Consider the following 18221-nt stretch of genomic DNA (forward strand, 5'->3'; position numbering starts at 1 on the left):
GACACTACACTTCAACTCAGGCGGCATGATCCGCCTCCGGCGAGCCTGAGATCCGATCCACTGCTGCCAAGCCCCCTCCTCAGGCCTCGCCGACCACTTTCACGGATTGAGGCTCGTATGGGTATCGCCGCCAGCGAATTGTGTCGTTATGTGATCCGGCCGACATTACTGTACCTCGGCCGCCATAACCCGACGGCTGAGTCCCTGCTGCTGGGCATTGCCGCCAGCCAGTCGGAACTCGGTTCCGCTTTGCACGACCGACGCGGGCATGGCCTGTACAGCATCACCGAGCCCCGCCATCGCGATTTATGGGACAAGTACCTGGCGCTGGACCCTGAACGGGCCAGCCTGGTGCGTGGACTGGCCAGCCAACATGCCTTCCTCAGCGCGCCGCAACTGGAGTTGACGGTAAACCTGCGCTACGCCACGGCAATCGCCTGGCTTTTGGTTGAACAACACACCTGCACCCTGCCACCGCCCGGTGATGTCTTGGCAATGGCGCGTATCTGGAAAGAAATATTTCACCCACAAGGAAGGCTGCGCGATTTCACTCAAGCCTGGCAAACCTGTGTTTCACCTATGAATCACGTGGCTTGCTGACCGGGCAATTTGCAAGATTCGCCAAAAACCCCGAATTCTGGTCGGATTGTCCTACAAAACCGCTCTATCTCCAGTATTACAGCCTATAGCGCGATCTTAAATTTATTGTTACTTTCCGCAGCGGTGATCACCACGGAGTTCTAATAATGAAAAAAGTAATGCTCAAGACCACACTTAGCCTCGCCGTTGCCATGGCATCCTCCCAACTGTTTGCAAGCGGTTTCGCACTGAACGAACAGAGCGTCAGCGGGATGGGTACGGGTTTCGCAGGTCGCTCTTCTTCTGCCGATGATGCAAGTACTGTTTACGGTAACCCTGCCGGTATGGCTCGGCTGGAAGGCCAGCAAATCACGGGCGGTGTTGCAGCGATTGATGCTTCAACCGATATCAGCCACGTCAGTGGCAACACCAACACCACCGGTAGCAACAAAGGTGACATGGTGCCCTTCACCGCCGTTCCATTCGGCTTCTACACAAACAAGCTCAATGAACAGTGGGCCATCGGTTTCGGCGTCTATGCTCCGTTCGGTTTGGTGACCGACTACGAAAATGGCTTCCAGGGCCGTGGCTTTGGCAGCAAGAGCGAAGTGAAGGTCATGACCTTCCAGCCGACTGTCAGCTATGTCTTTAACGACAGGGTTTCCATCGGCTTTGGCCCAACCATCAACCGGATCTCCGGCGTGCTGGAGTCGGATGTTTCGTTGCCTCAGGTTCCAGGCAGCGGCCCGAATAACATCAAGATCAAGGGCGACGATACTGCCCTGGGCTTTAACTTTGGCGTTCTGGTTCAAGCCACCGATACCACGCGCGTGGGCCTGACTTATCACTCGAAAGTGAAGTACAAGCTCGAAGGCCATACTGAAGTGACCCCGGGCACGGGCGTTCCAGGCATTGCCCTGCGCGGAAATCGTTACGATGCCTCGCTGAAAATCGACACCCCTGAATCCTGGGATCTGTCGGTCACTCAGGACATGAACGATGCGTGGAAACTCTATGCAGGTGCGACCTGGACCCGTTGGAGCCGCCTGAAAGACATCACCGTCAACAACGAAGGCGTCACCGCTGCCAACGGCGGCGGCGTTGCTCCGGCGCTGGTCGGTACTATCAAAGAAGATCAGAACTGGCATGACACTTGGGCATACGCGGTGGGTACTTCGTACCAACTGACCAAACAAGTTGTACTGCGTACCGGCCTGACCTTCGACCAGTCGCCTACCAACAATACCGATCGTTCACCGCGCATCCCTACTGGCGACCGTACAATCTTCAGTGTGGGCCTGGGCTACGCGGTCATGGATAACATGACCGTCGACCTGGCTTACTCGTACCTCAAGGAAGAAGACGTCAAAGTGCAGCGCACCAATGCCCTGCGTCAGACGTACAACGCCAAGTACGAAAACAGCGCTAACGGTTTCGGCCTGGGCTTGACCTACAAGTTCTAACCCTACGCCGTATAAAAAAGCCCCGCTCTCCTGCAAAGGAGGCGGGGCTTTTTAATGCACGCCGATCACGGTTTGGAGGCGATCGCCTCCTCCACCGCCTTGATCAGCTCCGGACTGTCCGGCTTGGTCAGGCTGGAGAAATTGGCAATCACCTTGCCCTGCCGATCCACCACATACTTGTAGAAATTCCACTTCGGTGGCGCGTCGGTCTGCTGCGCCAATACCTTGAACAAATGCACCGCGTCCGGCCCCTTGACCCTTTGTGGCTCGGTCATGGTAAAGGTCACGCCATAATTCACGTAACACACCTTGGCGGTCTCTTCACCGGTCTTGGCTTCCTGCTTGAAGTCATCGGACGGCACGCCGATCACTTCCAGCCCTTCGCCCTTGTAGCGTTGATACAACGCTTCGAGCCCTTTGAACTGTGGGGCGAACCCGCAGAAGCTCGCGGTATTGACGATGACCAAGGGTTTGCCGGCAAAACGTTGGCACAGGTCGATGGATTCCTTGGCGCGCAGCTTGGGCAATTGGCCTTCCAGCAGCGGCGGGCAACTGGCAGCAGAGGCGACACTGCCGATTGCCATCAGGACGGGTACAGCGAGCCAGCGCATCTGCATGTCGGGTGTCCTTCAAAATATTCAGGCTACGAACTTAACAGATCGACATACCCAGTTGCATCAACGCCAGCCCGCCGTGTTGCCAGCCCCACCAGGCCAGCAGCACCAGGACCAACCCTGCGATAAGTATCACACCGCGTACCGCTAAGCTCATGCTGCCTCCATCTGCGCCTGCAATCGTGCCACCGGCCGCTCGCGCACCGGCCAGTTAAGCGCCGCGGCGAGCAGGCTCAACAGAATTGCCACCTGCCAGATCAAATCGTAGTTGCCGGTACGATCATAGACCACCCCGCCCAACCAGCCGCCCAGGAATGAACCAAGCTGGTGGAACAGGAACACGATCCCACCGAGCATGGAGAGGTTTCGCACACCAAACAGTGTCGCGACGGTGCCGTTGGTCAGCGGTACGGTGGACAGCCACAAGAAGCCCATGGCCATGCCAAACAGGTAGGCCGTGACTTCGGTGACCGGCGCCCACAGAAACAGCACAATCACCACCGCACGCAACAGGTACAAACCGGTCAGCAAGCGCGGCTTGGACATGCGCCCACCGAGCCAGCCGGCGGTGTAGGTGCCGAAGATATTGAACAGGCCAATCAGCGCCAACACCGTGGTGCCGACGGTGGCCGGCAGGTGCTGGTCCACCAGGTAGGCCGGCAAATGCACACCGATAAACACCACCTGGAAACCGCAGACAAAAAAGCCGAAGGCCAACAACCAGAAGCCGGAATGGGAACAGGCTTCCTTCAACGCTTCACGCAAGGTTTGCTGACCGGCCATCACCGGCAACGGCCGGTCCTTGAGCATCGCGACCAGCGGCAGAATCAGCGCCACCATGAGGCCCAGCGCCAGCAGTGCTGCAGACCACCCCAACCAACTGATCAAGCCCAAGGTGCCCGGCACCATCGCAAACTGGCCGAACGAACCGGCAGCGCTCGCGATGCCCATGGCCATGCTGCGTTTTTCCGGGGCCACGGCGCGGCCGACCACGCCGAGAATCACCGAGAACGAGGTGCCGGACAGGCCGATACCAATCAGCAGGCCGGCACTCAGGGACAGCGACCACGCCGAATCGGACATGCCCATCAGCACCAGGCCCACCGCGTAAAGAACGCCGCCGACAAACACCGCTCTGGTGGCACCAAACCGATCGGCCAGGGCGCCGGTAAACGGCTGTGCCAGGCCCCAGATAAGGTTCTGCAAGGCGATGGCGAAGGCAAAGGTTTCACGGCCCCAGCCGAACTCGCTGCTCATCGGCGCCAGGAACAGGCCGAACCCGTGTCGCACACCCAACGACAACGCCAGGATCAGCGCACTCCCCACAAGAATCCAGCCACTGGTGCGCCACATCGAGGTCATTTCTTATTCTCCGTTCGCGGGTATATACCCGCTTATAGTCGAACAAACCCGCGATCAGGCGAGTTCGTCCAGCAAGGCCAACAAGGTTTCGCGTTTTTCCGCGCCGAGTTGATCGATCAATTTCTGCTGCGCCGCCTCCCAGGCGGGTAATGCGGCGGCGAGTCGCGCTTCACCGTCGTCGGTCAACTTCACCAGGCGGTTACGCAAGTCATCCCCCTCAACCAACTGCACCAGGCCCTCGCCTTCCAACACCCGCAGGTTGCGCCCCAAGGTGCTGCGATCCAGGCCCATGGCGTCGGCCAGGTTGGAAATGCTCGGCTGATCGAGTCGCTGCAGGTTGCACAGCAAGGAATACTGGGCGACGTTGATCCCGAAGCCATCAAGGGCGCCGTCGTAATGCCTGCTGACGCCACGGGCGGCACGTCGCAGGTTGGTACATAAACATTGGGAGGCAAGCATGGAACGTGTATATACCCGCGATTAAGGAAATGCAAGAAAGTGTTACAGCGCCAAGCCGACCAATACCGCGACTTCCAGCAGCTCCAGCAAGGCGCCCGCGGTGTCGCCCGTGGTGCCGCCCAGGCGATTGACCATCAGTTGGCGCAGCCCGATAAAACAGATCGCCGCGAGCAATACCGCAACACCACCGCTGAAGCCGCCGATCAGGATGCACGCCAGCCCACTGAGGATCAGCACCTGTTGGCCGACGATCCTCGGTAAATGATCCGACAATGCCTGGCCTAATCCGCCAGCACGCACATAGCGCGTGGTGAGAAACAGCGCCAGCATCGATGCGCGGCCGATCAACGGGGCCAGGATCAGTGCGGCGCCGTTCTGCTGTTCGATCAAGGCGACCAAGGCGGTGAATTTGAGCAGCAGCACCAGCCCGAGCGTGACCACGGCAATCGGTCCGCTGCGCGGGTCCTTCATGATCGCGAGCGTTCGCTCGCGATCGCCGAAGCCGCCCAGCCAGGCATCGGCGCTGTCCGCCAGACCGTCCAGGTGCAGGCCGCCACTGAGCAGCACCCAGGCCGTCAGCAACAGTGCGGCATGCAGCAACAGCGGCGCGCCCATCAATGCCGTACTCAAGGCCCACAACAGCACACCGAACAACACACCGACGACGGGATAAAACAGCAACGAGCGGCCCAGCTCCTGAGGCTGCGGCATGCCCGGCAGGCGAATCGGCAGGCTGCTGAGAAATTGCAGGGCGATCCAGAATGGCAGCATGGTTACCCCACTTCCTTCAGCGCGCCGTCGTTGGCGACCTGCAGGCTGAATAGCCCACCGTGGCCAACTTCCACGTTTAGCAATTGCTCCCGAGGCAAGCCTCGCGCTTGCGCCAATAGCAGGCGCATCACGCCGCCATGGCTGATCAACAACACACGCTCACCGGCGTAAGCCTGATGTAAACGTGCGACAGCGCCCAGAACCCGACCGGAAAAGTCGCTGACAGGCTCCCCCTCCGGCGGCGTAAAACTGTAGGGATCAGCCCAGAACAAGCCCAGCCCCTCGGCGTCGGTCTCCATCAAGGCGGCGGCACTTTGCCCCTCCCAGGCACCGAAGTGCAGCTCTTGCAGATCCTTTTCCAGCGTGACCGGCAGGTTGAGTTGAGCGCCCAATGCCTCGGCGAACCGCGCACAACGTTGCAGTGGCGAACTGACCAAGCGGTCCCACGGCCCTTGCGCCACAACAGCAGCACGCATCTGCGCCCAGCCCTTGGTGGTGAGTGCGTCATCCAGGCTGCCGCGCAGGCCGCCGCCCATCTCGGTTTCGCCGTGGCGCAGCAGGTCCAGGCGCAAGGTCATGCCGGACGGTCTGCCACGGCGGCTTCGGCGAAGGTCGCCATCTGCCCGTGCAGCGCGCAGGCCAGGCGCAACAACGGCACCGCCAGCGCAGCACCGCTGCCCTCACCCAGGCGCAGACCCAGTTCCAGCAATGGCTGCGCGTCCAGACGCTGCAGCACATGACGATGGCCAGGCTCGGCACCGCGATGGCCAAACACCAGCCATTCACGGCACGCCGGGCTCACGCGTGTCGCCACCAGCGCCGCGACCGTGCAAATGAACCCATCCACCAGCACCACGATGCCTTCCTGGGCGCAGCCCAGATACGCGCCCACCAGTGCGGCAATTTCAAAGCCGCCAAGATTGAACAGGGTCTGCAACGCATTACCGCGCTGGCCGGCATGCAACGCCAGCGCGCGTTCGATCACGGCCACTTTGTGGCTGACACCCTGGGCATTCAACCCGGTGCCCGGCCCGGTGAGGTCGCTGACCGGGCAATCGAGCAAGGCACACGCCAGCGCACTGGCGGCGGTGGTGTTGCCGATGCCCATCTCGCCGCCGATAAACAGTTGCGCCCCGTTTGCCAACGCACGCCATGCACTGTCGCGACCGGCTTGCAGAGCGAGCTGCCCCTGAGCCTCGGTCATCGCCGGGCCGTTGACGAAGTTGGCCGTGCCCGCGCCGATATTCAAGTGCCGTACACCCGGCAGATCCAGCGACGGCGTCACCGTCCCCAGGTCGACCACTTCCAACTGCGCACCCAACTGCCGCGCCAATACGCTGATGGCCGCGCCACCGGTGACAAAGTTATGCAGCATCTGCCCGGTGACTTCCTGGGGGAACGCCGACACGCCTTCCGCAACCACGCCATGGTCACCGGCGAAAATGGCGATCCACAGAGAATCCACCGACGGCTTGACCTGGCCCTGCAGGCCGGCCAATTGCACTGCCAGCGCCTCCAACTGACCGAGGGAACCAGCCGGCTTGGTCAATTGTTGCTGGCGCGCCAGGGCTTGTTCGTACGCTTGAGCGTCGATCGCCTTACAAGGGTTGAGCCACCAGGTGTCAGTCATAACGCAGTACCTTTCAAAGTCAGGGGCAGGCCGGCAACGGTCAGGACAACACGCTGACACCGCTCGGCCAAGGCTTGATGCAGCCAACCGGCTTCATCCACATAGCGGCGAGTCAATTCGCCCAGCGGCACGACACCCAAACCGGTCTCGTTGCTGACAAAAATGATTTCACCCGGCAGCGAGGCCAGGGTTTCCAGCAGTTGTTCGCGTTCGAGCGCCAAGCGTTCGACGTCCTCGAGCATCAGCAGATTGGTCAGCCACAGCGTCAGGCAGTCCACCAGCAGACACTGCCCCACGGCAGCGTTCTCCCGAAGCACCCGCGCCAGCTCAACAGGCTCCTCGATCAAGCCCCAATCGTCCGGGCGACGTTGGCGATGCAGCGCGACGCGCGCGTTCATCTCGCCATCCAGCGGTTGGCTGGTGGCAATGTAAATGACGGGCAAGGCACTGTCGCTGGCGAGCCTTTCGGCGAGACGGCTTTTGCCGGAGCGAGCGCCACCGAGGATCAGTTGAAGCATGGGATGGCACCTTGGGTTGGCTGAAGTGGGTCGGCTGTCAGGCCGCCATCGCGGGCAAGCCCGCTCCCACATTTGGGGCGTGGGGCATTAGGTAAAGGGTGGTCGGCCGTCGGGCCGCCATCGTGGGCAAGCCCACTCCCACATTTGGAGTGTGGGGCATCAGGTAAATAGGGGTCGGCTGTCAGGCCGCCATCGCGGGCAAGCCCACTCCCACATTTGGAGTGTGGGGCATCAGGTAAATAGGGGTCGGCTGTCAGGCCGCCTTCGCGGGCAAGCCCACTCCCACATTTGGAGTGGGGGGCATCAGGTAAATAGGGGTCGGCCGTCGGGCCGCCATCGCGGGCAAGCCCGCTCCCACATTTGGAGTGTGGGGCATCAGGTAAATAGGGGTCGGCTGTCAGGCCGCCATCGTGGGCAAGCCCACTCCCACATTTGGAGTGTGGGGCATCAAGTAAATAGGGGTCGGCTGTCAGGCCGCCTTCGCGGGCAAGCCCGCTCCCACAGAAAAGCAGATTCGCGTTTGATCTGGCTTTTGATTTTGATCTCAGGCGCCCCGTAAAACCACGCTGGCCGAACGCAGGCTTTGGAGCGTGGGTAACCCGGCAGGACGCCGGGTTAGCCGCGCTGGGCCAAGGATGGCCCATCGCGGCGGCCCACGCTCCAAAGCCGGAGTGAGGGCACACCGAGCCCAGGCGAGGTGCCGAGTGGTGGGGCGAGGACCTTTTGGTTACTTTTGGGTCCTTCCAAAAGTGACCCGCTGTAAGAGCGGAACCATAGGTGGCCATTACCGCAGCAACGGATATGTACTCAATCACCGCTGCGCCCCCCCAGAAACCGGCACCGCCCTGATCACCGCCCGCGGCGCACCCGGAATCGCCTTCTCCACCGAAGGCAACTGCGGCGCCTGCACATCCGGCATCACCCAACTATGTTCCGGCTGCAGCCCCCCCTGCGCCCTGCGCATAAATTCATACCGGTTCAAGGTAATACTGCGCCCCGCCCCACTGTCCCGAATAATATACGGCCGCAAAAACACCATCAGGTTGGTCTTGTTCACACTGCGCTTCTCATTACGAAACAACGCCCCCAACCCCGGAATATCCGACAACCACGGCACCGCATCATTACTCTGGCTATACCCATCCTGCAGCAACCCGCCGAGCACCATGATCTGCCCGTCATCCAACAAAATACTGGTATCGATCGCCCGCTTGTTGGTCACCGTGCCCGCGTCCACCGACGCCCGTGTATCCACGGTGCTGACCTCCTGGTAGATATCCAGCTTCACCGTGCCCCCTTCGGAAATCTGCGGCCGCACATTCAGCTTGAGCCCCACTTCTTCACGCTGCACCGTCTGGAACGGGTTGTTGCTGGTCCCCCCGCCACCGGTCACATAGCTGCCGGTGACAAACGGAATGGTCTGGCCGACGAAAATGCTCGCCGCTTCGTTGTCCAGGGTCAGCAGGTTCGGCGTCGACAGCACGTTGGTGCCGCCCTTGCTCTTCAGCGCCCGGGCCAAGACTTTGAGGTCGAGTACCTTGCCGATACCGGGAATATCCACCGTGCCGTTGACCAGCCCCACGTTCAGGCCCTTGGGCAACACGTCGATGCTGGTCTTGCTGGTCGGCGTGCTGTTCACGCCGCTACCGCCCAGGTTGACCCCGCCAAAACCGCCCTTGCCGGCGAGGTTGCCGGCCTGCCATTGCACGCCGAATTCGGTGGCATCGTCTTCGCCGACTTCCACGATCAGGCTTTCGATCACCACCTGGGCGCGGCGTTGGTCGAGCATGTCGATCACTTCGCGCAGGTTGCGGTACAGCGGGTCCGGCGCGGAAATCAGCAGGGTGTTGGTGGTGGCGTCCGCCTGGATGGTCACGCCGCCGGCGCTGAACGCGGTGTCCTGGTTCTCAGTGGAGGTGCCGCTGGAGCTGGGAGTCGAGCCGGTGGTTTGCCCATACCCCGACTGCACACCACTGCCAGTCGGCGTGCCGCTGCTGTTTTGCGCATTGCTGGTGCCTTGGGTGTTCTTGCCATTACCGCCCATGGCGCTGAGCTTGCCACGCGCGTCGTCGCTGACGCCGGAATCGCTTTCCCCAGTGAGCAATCCGCGCAGCGACTGGGCCAACTTGCTCGCCTGGGCGTTGCGCAGGTACACCACGTGCATATTGCTGGGGTTGCTCTGCGCGTTGTCGAGCTTGTAGATCAGGTTGCGCGCCAGTTCCGTGCGTTCCGGGCTGCCGGAACGGATGATGATCGAGTTGGAGCGTGGGTCGCCGATCACGTTGATCTTTTGGGTCTGGTCGGCACCCTGGGTTTCCAGCAGCTCGGAGACCATGGCGGCGATGTCCACGGCGATGCCGTTCTGGACCATCACCACGTCGGTGTCGATGGCGCTGGGGGTGTCGATGCCGCTGATGATCTGCGCCACCCGCGCAAGGTTTTCCGCGTAGTCGGTGATGACGATGCTGTTGTTGCCGGGGTAGGCATTGATCGGGTTGTTCGGCGACACGATGGGGCGCAGCACCGGGATCAGGTTCACCGCGTTTTCATATTGCAGGCGAAAGGTGCGGGTCTGCATGCCGCTGCTACCGGCGCTGTAGATCGGCCCGCCGAGCAACTTGGCATCGGCTTCGGGCACGACCTGGGCGACACCGCCCACATCGACCACGCTGAAGCCCTGCATGCGCAGCGCCGCCAACAGCATGTCGTAGGCCTGGTGCGCCGGCACCTGGCCTTCGCTGACCAGGGTGAGGTTGCCCTTTACACGCGGGTCCACCAGGAACTGCTGGCCGGTGGCGCGGGACAGTGCGCGGACCACCGCCTGGATGTCCGCATCGACAAAATTGAGCTGCACCGGCTGGTCACCCAGCGGGTTGCGCGCCTTCACGGCCGCCGGGGCGTGGCCACGGGCGCTGTTGGTCACGCGGTGCTGTACGGGCGGCTTGGATGCGAGGTCGCGCTGGCGGTCCAACACGTTCTCGCCGCTGCGCTGGGTGTTCGCCAACGGTTGACCGAGTTCGCTGTCCACCAGCAACGGCGTGGTTGACGGGTTGCTGCACGCACTCAACGCCAGCACCAGCAAAGGCGCGACCCTACGAAAAGAGGGGACTGACCACTTCATGAAGCTTCCTTAGCGCCAAGCGCCTGATCCATGCGAACGGTCCCGGACACAGTGCCGGCCGAGTTATCGACGGTATCGAGGGCGCGCTGCAAACGCGCCTCAGACACCTCCAGGGAAAACGAACGGGCATTGCCCAACAGCCAGCCCACCACCGCATCCGCCGGGGCGTTGTCGAAGGTCAGGCGCCAACCGCCGGATTCCAGTGCCTGCAATTGGTAATGGCCTTGCAGACCGGCGCCATCCAGGGCTTGGCGCAGTGCGGTGTCGTCGCCCGGCCTGGGCGCGGCGACATCCTGCAACAGCACTTGCAAGGCTTCGGCCTGGGCGCGCAGCTTGGGGGTTTCGGCCTGCCAGTAATCGATCTTCTTCAGCGCGGGCTGCACCAGTACGAGCCAGGTCAGCAGGCTCGCCAGGACCAGGCCGGCCCCACCGAGCAGGCGCTTTTCGCGCAGGGCCAGGCCGTTCCAGAACACCTGGGCCTGGCTGCGCAGTCGCTGGACTTTATTCATCACCGGCCCCTGCGGGTTGTTCTGCGGCCTGCGCCGGGGCAAGGGTCCAGCCATGCTCATCGCGGCTGGCGGTAAAACCGGCCTGGGCCAACGCTGCCTGCCATTCACCTTCGGCCTTTGGGTTGCGACTGTCGGCGAGTAATTCAACGTGCAGGCGCCCCTGCTCAAAGCTCAGGTTGTCGACGCTGCCCACCATGAAGGGCAGGTTATTACCCGCCAGTTGCACCAGGCTGGCGAAGCGTTGCCCTGGGTCGGCCGCCGCGCCGGTCTGGCGGGCGGCCAATTGTTGACGCGCCTGTTGCAACGGGTTGAGCACCACCGGCAATTCGGGAAAGGCCTGGCGCACCTGCTGGCTCATCGATGCCTTGAGTCGCTGGCCTTCCTCCACCTGGCGGGCCGCGTAGAGGTTGAGGCCGACGGTCCAGATGGCCGTGGCCAGCGCCACACAGGCCAGCGCCCTGCCCCATCCGCCGGTCGAGGGTTGGTTGAGGCGACCGTGCAATCCCCAAGCCGGCACCGGCCCGCTCCAACGCTGCGTGGCCTCCACCAGCGGCACATCCAGCGCCTGCAACCCCAACGGGTGCACCGCGCCTTGTTGCAGGCTGTCACGCGTCAACAGATAGCCTTCGTCCAACGCCGCCGCGCCCACCGGCAAGGCATAGGGCGCCGGGTACAGGCCGCGCAGCTTGAGTGGCAGTTGCGCCAGCCGCGCCAACCCGGCCTTGGGCACCCAGGCCACCTGCACGCCCCCATCGCTGTCACGCGGGCCGTGGGCCACCTGCATCTGGTCCACCGGGCCGAGTATCAGCGCCTGCGCGGCACAGGCCACGGCGGCAGCGGTTTTCGCCGCCGGTAATGGCGGCAGATCCAGGCGGGTCAGCAGACTGTCCTGGGGGTGCAGGAAGCAGTCCACTGCCTGGCGGGACTTACCCAGCTGCGCGAGGTGTTCATAGCCCTCTTCAACGACCACGCCACGCTCCAGCCAGGCAAACCTGACCTGGCTTTCAGCGGTCAATTGATCCAGCGGCGGCAAGCCGATGCGCAAGCGTTTCATACGCCCACCCGCGACCAGATCACTCGTGGCTGACGGTCTTCGGGCCGATGCAGCAACGCGTCGATCGTGACCCGGCGCTGCTCACGCCGGGCCTGGCCCTGCAGGCGAAACCACTCACTGGTAATACCGACCTGCACCGAATCCATCACCACCTGGGGTAAATGCAGGCGGTTGACGAAGTCTCCACGGTTGATAAACCACTGCCCGCTGTCACGCTCGGCCACCAGCCCATGGGCCTGGGACAGGCTGAGCTGCGGCACCACCGCGCTGAGCACTTCGGCGCTGGCGGTGTTGCCGTTGACCCAAGTAGGCCCAGGCAACACGCTGATGTACGCCTGCATGCGCTGCAACACGAGGGGGTCTAGGCCTTCGAGGCCACTCAAGTCATCCAGGCTGCGCAGCATCGGGTATTTGACCGGGGGGAGATAAGAGGCGATCACTCGCTGGCTGACGCGGCGACTCACCGCCGGGTCGACGCCGATCAACTGGCACAGCCGCTCGAAACTCTGCAACTGCTCGCTGTCCACCTGCTGGCGATTGACCAAATTGCGCAGGTTGAACTTGCCTTGCTCGTCCTCAATCCGCCCCTCGAACGCGCCGCCTTGGGCACGGGCCCAGGATTGATCAAGGCGCGTCAGCACCTCCTTTTGGCGCGCGTCCCAGAGCATCTGCCGGCTGCGTTCCAGGCCGCCTTGCAACAGCCACTGGCCCTGGATGCGCAGTTGCTCGGCCTCCAGGCTGCGGGTGAACACGGTCTGGCGTGTGAGCATGGCGCCGGCCAGAACCGCCACCACCGCCGCGATCAGCAAGGCGCTGATAATCGCCATGCCGCGCTGCTTCGCCGCTGGGGGCGAATACCCTTTCATGACGGGCCTTACAACTGCCAGGAGCCGATATCGGCATTGACGCCATCGCCATCCGGTTGGCCGTCGGCACCGAGGGAGAACACATCGACCTCACCGTTGGCGCCCGGGTTGAGGTAGTGATAAGGGTGGCCCCAGGGGTCGTTGGGCAAGCGTTCCAGGTAGGCGCGCCAATTGCTGTTCTTCGCATCCGCCGGGCGCTCCACCAGCACTTTCAAGCCCTGGTTCATGCTCGGATAGGTGCCGTGGTCCAGGCGGTAGAGTTTCAACGCCTGCATCAGCCCGCCGATGTCCTGCTTGGCCGCCGTGGCCCGCGCCTGGTCCGGACGGTCGAGGACCTTGGGCACCACCATGGCCGCCAGGATCCCGAGGATGACCACCACCACCATGATCTCGATCAGCGTGAAGCCACGCTGGCCGCGAGGGCCCGGCAATGGGGATGTTGGGCGCGCGATATCCATCTCGACATTCCTTGGCTTGAGTGCAATTCGTGGCGCAGTGTTGCAAGAACACATGTCAGTCGTATTGAAAATCCTCGGGAGTTTCGGTCGCCAATCGGTCAACTGCCGGCGCTAGTCTGCGGGCCTGTTTCCCGGCTTTGAGAGCGCCATGTACGGCCGTCGCAACGCGCAAGGTTTTACCCTGATCGAAGTGCTGGTGGCGCTGGCGATTATCGCCGTGGCCATGGCCGCCGCTGTGCGCGTGGCCGGGCTGATGACCCAGAGCAACGGCTTGCTGCGGGACAAGTCAATCGCGTTGCTGGCGGCACAGAGTCGCCTGGCGGAACTGCGCCTGGAAGGACACTTGCGCAGCGGCAAGCGCACCTTCGTGTGTGACCAAGGCCGCTTGAAGCTGCGTTGCGAGCAGACCATCAACGCCGATGGCCGCCTGTTTCAGGTCAACCTGCAGGTGCTCGACGCCAGCCGCGAAGCGCCGCCCCTGGCGCGCCTGGACACCCAGGTCATGGCCGAGTGAGCAGCGGCAGCGCGGGGCCCTGCGGCAGCTTGTCGAGGTTGACGCGCAGCTTCTCGCCACCGCGTTCGATCTCCACACCGTCGCCTTCGATGGCCGTCAGCCGCACGCCGGGGCTGAGCCGCTCACCCAACAGAAAGCTGCGCGGCGGGCCGTCATTCAGACTGAGGATCGCCACTGCGCCTCGGGCCCCCGCCAGCACGCCCGTGACCTTGACCTGCAACGCCGTCGGCACATTGGAAAACCATTGCAACGCCGGGTTATCGCTGCGCGCCGCCAACGCCTGGGGCGTGGCTTGCGGGGTGTGGGATTCGGCGCGGGTGAGCAGCAGCGGCGTCCATACCGCCACGCCCGCCAAGGCGGCCAATACGCCCAGCGCCTGCACGCCATGGGCCAAGGTGATACGAGGGGCAAATGTCATGGGGAGGACCTCCTGTTTGTCCGTCGCACCAGCCTACAGGTCAATTCGCACGCTTTTATTTCACACACTCCCCAGTGTTCCAGGAAGCACGCGATGAAACAGCAAGGCTTCACCCTGATCGAGCTGATGGTGGTGCTGGTGATCATCGGCATCGCCAGCGCCGCCATCAGCCTCACGATCAAACCCGACCCGCTGCACCTGCTGCGCAAGGACGCCGAACGCCTGAGCCAACTGCTGCAAGTCGCCCAGGCCGAAGCCCACGCCGACGGCCGCCCCATCACCTGGCGCGCCGACGCCAAGGGCTTTCGCTTCAACCGCCGCAGCGATGATGGCGCGAGCGTGGAATCCTTCCAGGGCGACAGCCAACTGCGCCCGCGCCTATGGGAAAGCACGCCGATGCAAATCAACATCGAACCCCGGCAAACCCTGGTGCTTAATGCCGAATGGATCAACCCACCGCTGCGCGTGGTGCTGTCCGACGGGCAGCACAGCCTCAGCCTGCAACGCGACGCCGCCGGCTTGATGCGCGTGGTGAGCCAGCCATGAACCGATCCCAGCACGGCTTCACCCTGATCGAAGTGATGGTGGCGATCATGCTCATGGCGGTGGTCAGCCTGATCGCCTGGCGCGGGCTGGACAGCGTCACCCGTGCGGATCAGCACTTGCAGGCGAGTACCGAGCAGACCGAGGTGTTGCTGAGAGCGTTGAACCAGATGCAGCGGGATATCAGCCTGCGGGCCAGTGTTGAACTGACAGCCCCAGACGCGCCGCAAGACACAGGCTTGGCCGCAATCACGGTGCGCAGTTCCGACAGCAAAGGCTTCCGTCTTGACGTGATCCGCAGCGCCCCGGTGGCAGGCGATGGCCTGCAACGGGTGCGCTGGTGGCTCAAGGGCGACGCCCTGTATCGCGCCGCCGCGCCGACACGGGACCGCTACCCGTTGCCGGCGGCGAAGGATGGGCTGGTGGTGTTGACCGGCGTGAGTGACCTGCAGGTGCGAGTGTGGGAGCCGGATAAGGGCTGGCGGCAGTTAAGCGGGAATCGGCGCGAGGATCCGTTGGGATTGGAAATCAGCCTGGTGCGGCAGACGCCGCAGGGGGTGGAAACGTATAGGCAGGTGGTGGGGCCGTTGAAGTGAGTCAGCTCAACAACACCACCCCACCCGGCAACTCCGTGCACTTGGCCCCATAGGCATCCCGGATCAACAACGCCACGCCCGCCAGCTGCTGCAAACTGAACCGCGCCTGCACCCGGCGCTGGCCCAGTTGTTTATTCAGCAACACCAGCATCCCCGGCCGATACCGGTTGATCTCATCCACCACCGTCGCCAGCGTGGCGTTGTTGAACACCAGCACCTGTTCGCGCCAGGCCAGCACCGCCTGGGTGTCCACGCTTGTCACGTCGCTGATTCCGGCGGCGCCGTAGGTCAATTGTCGGCCTTGGTCCAGGCGCACGCTGCGCCCGGCGATATCCACCGAGAGCGAACCCTGGATACAGGTGATACACACGTTATGGTCGGTGTTGCGCACATTGAACCGCGCCTGCGCCGCACTCACCCAGCCCTCGCCGGCCTGGACCTTGAGCGGCTGGGCAACGTGGGCGAACACCTCGACTTCACCTTCGAGCAATTCAATGCCCTGCCCGACCCGGCTGATGCGGGTCTGGGTATTGAGTTCCAGGCTGACCCCGTCGCTCAACACCACTTGGCGCTGCTCGCCGACGGCGGTGCGATAGTCAGCCGTGAGCCCGGCAAAACCGCCCGGTACGCCAACGCGCACCATCACCACGGCCGCCGAAGCGGCGAGCGCACCGCCAAGGAAGGCACGCCGGCCAAAGCTGCGCGGTTGCGACACGTGATCGAGCGCCGGTGCCACTTGCTGCCACAGCGTCTTGGCCTGCTCGAATGCTTGGGCATGCGCGGGGCTCTGCGCGCACCACGCCTTGAGGGCCTTGGCATCGGCCACGGTGGCGCGGCCCGAGGTCAGCAGGACCAGCCAGTCGCGGGCTTCATCGTGCAGGGGGCTGGCGGCGGACTGCCGGGCGGTGGAGAAGCTAAAAATATTCAAGCGCGCACGTACTCACGGATTTATCAGGGACTCGACACTAAGACGGTTTTCCGGCACCGGGACCGAACCGCTGAATCACTTTTCTTTCCAGCCGCTTGGCACAATGGCCCAGGGCGGCCTTGATTTCTTTCTCGACCATGCGCGTAGAGATGCCGAAACGCTGGGAAATTTCCAGGTGCGGCGCCTCTTCCAGGCGGGCGGCGATCAGGATTTTGCGGCGGCGTGCCGGCAACTCGTAAAGGGCTTTGACCAGGGATTGGATTTCTTTCTGGCCGCCTACCACCCGCGAGGGGTCCTGGGCTTCGTCGGCGCTTTGCAACAATTCTTCGACCTCGCTGCCGGTGAGCAAGCGCGCGTCGGCCTGGCGGCGGTCGGCGGCGATGTTCAGGGCCATGCGGTAGAGGTAGGCATTGGGCTGTTGCAGGTTCGGCGGCACCTCCATGCGGTCGACCCGCAGGTAGGTTTCGTGCAGCACGTCGTTGGCCAGGTCCTCCGAGCCCAGGCGCTTGCGCAAACGCACCTTGAAGTCTTCGTAGGAGGCCAGGAACAAGCTGACCATGGTGCTGTGCCCGGAGTTTTTCATCCGCCCGAGGCTCCTTTCGCTACTGTGCATTCCATGCGCGTTCCTGTGGTGTCAGGCATCAAAAGTAAAGTCACGGGTTGGCGCAGTGAGCTGGGTGCGGGGCGTTCGACCCGTGTTGTTGCCAGGCTGCGTACCAGTGCTTCATCGCGTTGTTCGTCGCCGGTGGAGCTGACCAACCGGCTGTGTGCAATCACCCCGTCCGGGTTGACCCATACTTGCACCAGCGCACGAAAACCGCCGGGCCGGGTCAGCGGCGAACGGCACAGGCTGGTCTCGATGGCGTGCTGCAATGCCGTCGCATAGCTGGTGTTGATCCGCGCTGTATGCCGTGCCGCCGTCCCCTGGGTCGGGGGTGGCGGGCTGACATCGGGCAGTTGCAAGGTAAATGCATCGCTGCGTGCATAACGTGCCATCAGGCCACTCCCTGTCAGCAACATTGCCAGTGCTTCTTGCGCCGTAAAGCGCCCGCGCACCGCGATGGAGCGCCGGCCCCGCGTCAACTCGCGGTCCACCAGCACGGCCATCCCGGTGGCGCGGCTATACGCTTGCAGTGCGTGTTCCAGGTCTTGCGCCGCAAGGTTCAACGACAGCAGCGGAGCCTCGGCCTGCGCGGCGCGACCACCGAGCAGCAGCAACAGCAAGACCAGGGCGCACACGGCGCGCCGCCAGCCCCCCTGTCCACCCCCTGCTCTGCATCGCTGCACGGCCGACGCGCCCTAGAAAACCGTCATCCTGAGGCCAGTTTATGAACCTGATGTTACGGTGATAGCAAAAAAAACATCACGGTGACGAGCAGCCAGCTGCACTAGACTCTCAAGCCTTACTGGCCCACTCCTGCGGGCCCGCCAGGAGGCTCCGATGAAAGTGTTAGCGTCCCTTGCCAGCCTGTTGCTGTGCACTGCCCTGCCCTTGATCGCCCATGCCGACACTTGCGCAGAGGTCACGGTGGATGGCTACAAGGCGCCTGACTATGGCTGCCTCAGCCAACAGATGGGCAGTGAAACGAATGCGACAACAGCGACGCAAAAAAACCGCGAGGCGCAGCACATTGCCGTCGAAAAGCGCCTGCCCAATAAAGTCGGTCTAGCCACGCCGGCGGCGACCAGCGTGCGGATGGGCAACACCTTCGGTACGTCGGTAAAACCGCAGCGGCCTTAAGCCGTCAGGCAGATAGCCTCTCTCGATCTGCAGTGCGCCCATAAAATTGTGGGAGGGGGCTTGCTCCCGATGGCGGT

The 18221-nt window shown here is 63.1% G+C and carries 22 protein-coding genes; 6 read left to right on the forward strand and 16 right to left on the reverse strand.

The window, feature by feature from the left end; genetic code table 11:
* The first annotated feature begins 117 nt into the window (after positions 1-117).
* Complete coding sequence (locus AC3ZU9_RS03775; RefSeq protein WP_015885227.1) at positions 118-600, forward strand: hypothetical protein; 483 nt, start codon at positions 118-120, stop codon at positions 598-600.
* Between the two features lie 146 nt (positions 601-746).
* Positions 747-2042 (forward strand): OmpP1/FadL family transporter, encoded by a 1296-nt coding sequence (locus AC3ZU9_RS03780; protein ID WP_490090324.1) that lies wholly within the window; start codon positions 747-749, stop codon positions 2040-2042.
* Positions 2043-2107: 65 nt separating this feature from the next.
* Here the strand turns inward: AC3ZU9_RS03780 and AC3ZU9_RS03785 are convergent, their stop codons facing one another.
* The 12 genes from AC3ZU9_RS03785 to gspG all read right to left on the reverse strand — a co-directional run bounded on the left by AC3ZU9_RS03785 (position 2108) and on the right by gspG (position 13404).
* Positions 2108-2659: a glutathione peroxidase gene (locus AC3ZU9_RS03785; protein ID WP_015885229.1), complete on the reverse strand. Its 552-nt coding sequence runs from the start codon at positions 2657-2659 to the stop codon at positions 2108-2110.
* A 150-nt stretch (positions 2660-2809) separates the two neighbouring features.
* The gene (locus AC3ZU9_RS03790) at positions 2810-4009 is read right to left on the reverse strand and encodes an MFS transporter (RefSeq protein WP_162471080.1); all 1200 of its coding nucleotides are present in this window, start codon (positions 4007-4009) and stop codon (positions 2810-2812) included.
* A 63-nt stretch (positions 4010-4072) separates the two neighbouring features.
* Positions 4073-4477: a MarR family winged helix-turn-helix transcriptional regulator gene (locus tag AC3ZU9_RS03795; RefSeq protein ID WP_015885231.1), complete on the reverse strand. Its 405-nt coding sequence runs from the start codon at positions 4475-4477 to the stop codon at positions 4073-4075.
* A 42-nt stretch (positions 4478-4519) separates the two neighbouring features.
* Complete coding sequence (locus AC3ZU9_RS03800; protein ID WP_015885232.1) at positions 4520-5248, reverse strand: adenosylcobinamide-GDP ribazoletransferase; 729 nt, start codon at positions 5246-5248, stop codon at positions 4520-4522.
* Positions 5249-5250: 2 nt separating this feature from the next.
* On the reverse strand, positions 5251-5826 hold the full coding sequence (gene cobC / locus AC3ZU9_RS03805; protein ID WP_015885233.1) for an alpha-ribazole phosphatase family protein: 576 nt from the start codon (positions 5824-5826) through the stop codon (positions 5251-5253).
* Positions 5823-6878, reverse strand: a complete 1056-nt coding sequence (cobT, locus tag AC3ZU9_RS03810) for a nicotinate-nucleotide--dimethylbenzimidazole phosphoribosyltransferase (protein WP_122810116.1) — start codon at positions 6876-6878, stop codon at positions 5823-5825. The genes cobC and cobT overlap by 4 nt, the downstream gene beginning before the upstream one ends.
* Positions 6875-7396 (reverse strand): bifunctional adenosylcobinamide kinase/adenosylcobinamide-phosphate guanylyltransferase, encoded by a 522-nt coding sequence (cobU, locus tag AC3ZU9_RS03815; protein ID WP_046036018.1) that lies wholly within the window; start codon positions 7394-7396, stop codon positions 6875-6877. Before cobU ends, cobT begins: the two co-directional genes overlap by 4 nt.
* A gap of 811 nt (positions 7397-8207) precedes the next feature.
* On the reverse strand, positions 8208-10517 hold the full coding sequence (gene gspD / locus AC3ZU9_RS03820; RefSeq protein WP_490090325.1) for a type II secretion system secretin GspD: 2310 nt from the start codon (positions 10515-10517) through the stop codon (positions 8208-8210).
* Positions 10514-11026, reverse strand: coding sequence for a type II secretion system protein M (locus AC3ZU9_RS03825; RefSeq protein WP_012723644.1), 513 nt, complete (start codon positions 11024-11026; stop codon positions 10514-10516). Before AC3ZU9_RS03825 ends, gspD begins: the two co-directional genes overlap by 4 nt.
* On the reverse strand, positions 11019-12080 hold the full coding sequence (gene gspL, locus AC3ZU9_RS03830; protein ID WP_093546581.1) for a type II secretion system protein GspL: 1062 nt from the start codon (positions 12078-12080) through the stop codon (positions 11019-11021). The genes AC3ZU9_RS03825 and gspL overlap by 8 nt, the downstream gene beginning before the upstream one ends.
* Positions 12077-12946, reverse strand: a complete 870-nt coding sequence (gene gspK / locus AC3ZU9_RS03835) for a type II secretion system minor pseudopilin GspK (protein ID WP_012723642.1) — start codon at positions 12944-12946, stop codon at positions 12077-12079. The genes gspL and gspK overlap by 4 nt, the downstream gene beginning before the upstream one ends.
* Before the next feature lie 8 nt (positions 12947-12954).
* Positions 12955-13404, reverse strand: coding sequence for a type II secretion system major pseudopilin GspG (gene gspG / locus AC3ZU9_RS03840; protein WP_012723641.1), 450 nt, complete (start codon positions 13402-13404; stop codon positions 12955-12957).
* Between the two features lie 148 nt (positions 13405-13552).
* On the opposite strand from gspG, the gene gspI reads away from it, so the two are divergent.
* Entirely contained in the window at positions 13553-13918 is a 366-nt protein-coding gene (gene gspI, locus AC3ZU9_RS03845; protein ID WP_012723640.1) for a type II secretion system minor pseudopilin GspI, read from the forward strand.
* Here gspI and AC3ZU9_RS03850 read toward each other — a convergent pair.
* On the reverse strand, positions 13905-14336 hold the full coding sequence (locus tag AC3ZU9_RS03850) for a type II secretion system protein N (protein WP_490090326.1): 432 nt from the start codon (positions 14334-14336) through the stop codon (positions 13905-13907). The genes gspI and AC3ZU9_RS03850 overlap by 14 nt on opposite strands.
* A 93-nt stretch (positions 14337-14429) precedes the next feature.
* On the opposite strand from AC3ZU9_RS03850, the gene gspH reads away from it, so the two are divergent.
* Positions 14430-14882 (forward strand): type II secretion system minor pseudopilin GspH, encoded by a 453-nt coding sequence (gene gspH / locus AC3ZU9_RS03855; protein WP_012723638.1) that lies wholly within the window; start codon positions 14430-14432, stop codon positions 14880-14882.
* The gene (locus tag AC3ZU9_RS03860; protein ID WP_046036214.1) at positions 14879-15475 is read left to right on the forward strand and encodes a type II secretion system protein GspJ; all 597 of its coding nucleotides are present in this window, start codon (positions 14879-14881) and stop codon (positions 15473-15475) included. Before gspH ends, AC3ZU9_RS03860 begins: the two co-directional genes overlap by 4 nt.
* A 1-nt stretch (position 15476) precedes the next feature.
* Here the strand turns inward: AC3ZU9_RS03860 and AC3ZU9_RS03865 are convergent, their stop codons facing one another.
* From AC3ZU9_RS03865 to AC3ZU9_RS03875, 3 genes are read right to left on the reverse strand one after another with little or no spacing between them, the layout of a single operon-like run.
* Positions 15477-16403: a FecR family protein gene (locus tag AC3ZU9_RS03865; RefSeq protein WP_102060605.1), complete on the reverse strand. Its 927-nt coding sequence runs from the start codon at positions 16401-16403 to the stop codon at positions 15477-15479.
* Positions 16404-16440: 37 nt separating this feature from the next.
* Positions 16441-16986: an RNA polymerase sigma factor gene (locus tag AC3ZU9_RS03870; RefSeq protein ID WP_046036215.1), complete on the reverse strand. Its 546-nt coding sequence runs from the start codon at positions 16984-16986 to the stop codon at positions 16441-16443.
* The gene (locus AC3ZU9_RS03875) at positions 16983-17642 is read right to left on the reverse strand and encodes a secretin and TonB N-terminal domain-containing protein (RefSeq protein ID WP_370636195.1); all 660 of its coding nucleotides are present in this window, start codon (positions 17640-17642) and stop codon (positions 16983-16985) included. Before AC3ZU9_RS03875 ends, AC3ZU9_RS03870 begins: the two co-directional genes overlap by 4 nt.
* Before the next feature lie 202 nt (positions 17643-17844).
* Here AC3ZU9_RS03875 and AC3ZU9_RS03880 point away from each other — a divergent pair, with 202 nt between their 5' ends.
* Positions 17845-18144, forward strand: coding sequence for a hypothetical protein (locus AC3ZU9_RS03880; RefSeq protein WP_012723633.1), 300 nt, complete (start codon positions 17845-17847; stop codon positions 18142-18144).
* Positions 18145-18221: the final 77 nt, after the last annotated feature.

It is taken from the genome of Pseudomonas sp. A39 (genome assembly GCF_058145955.1).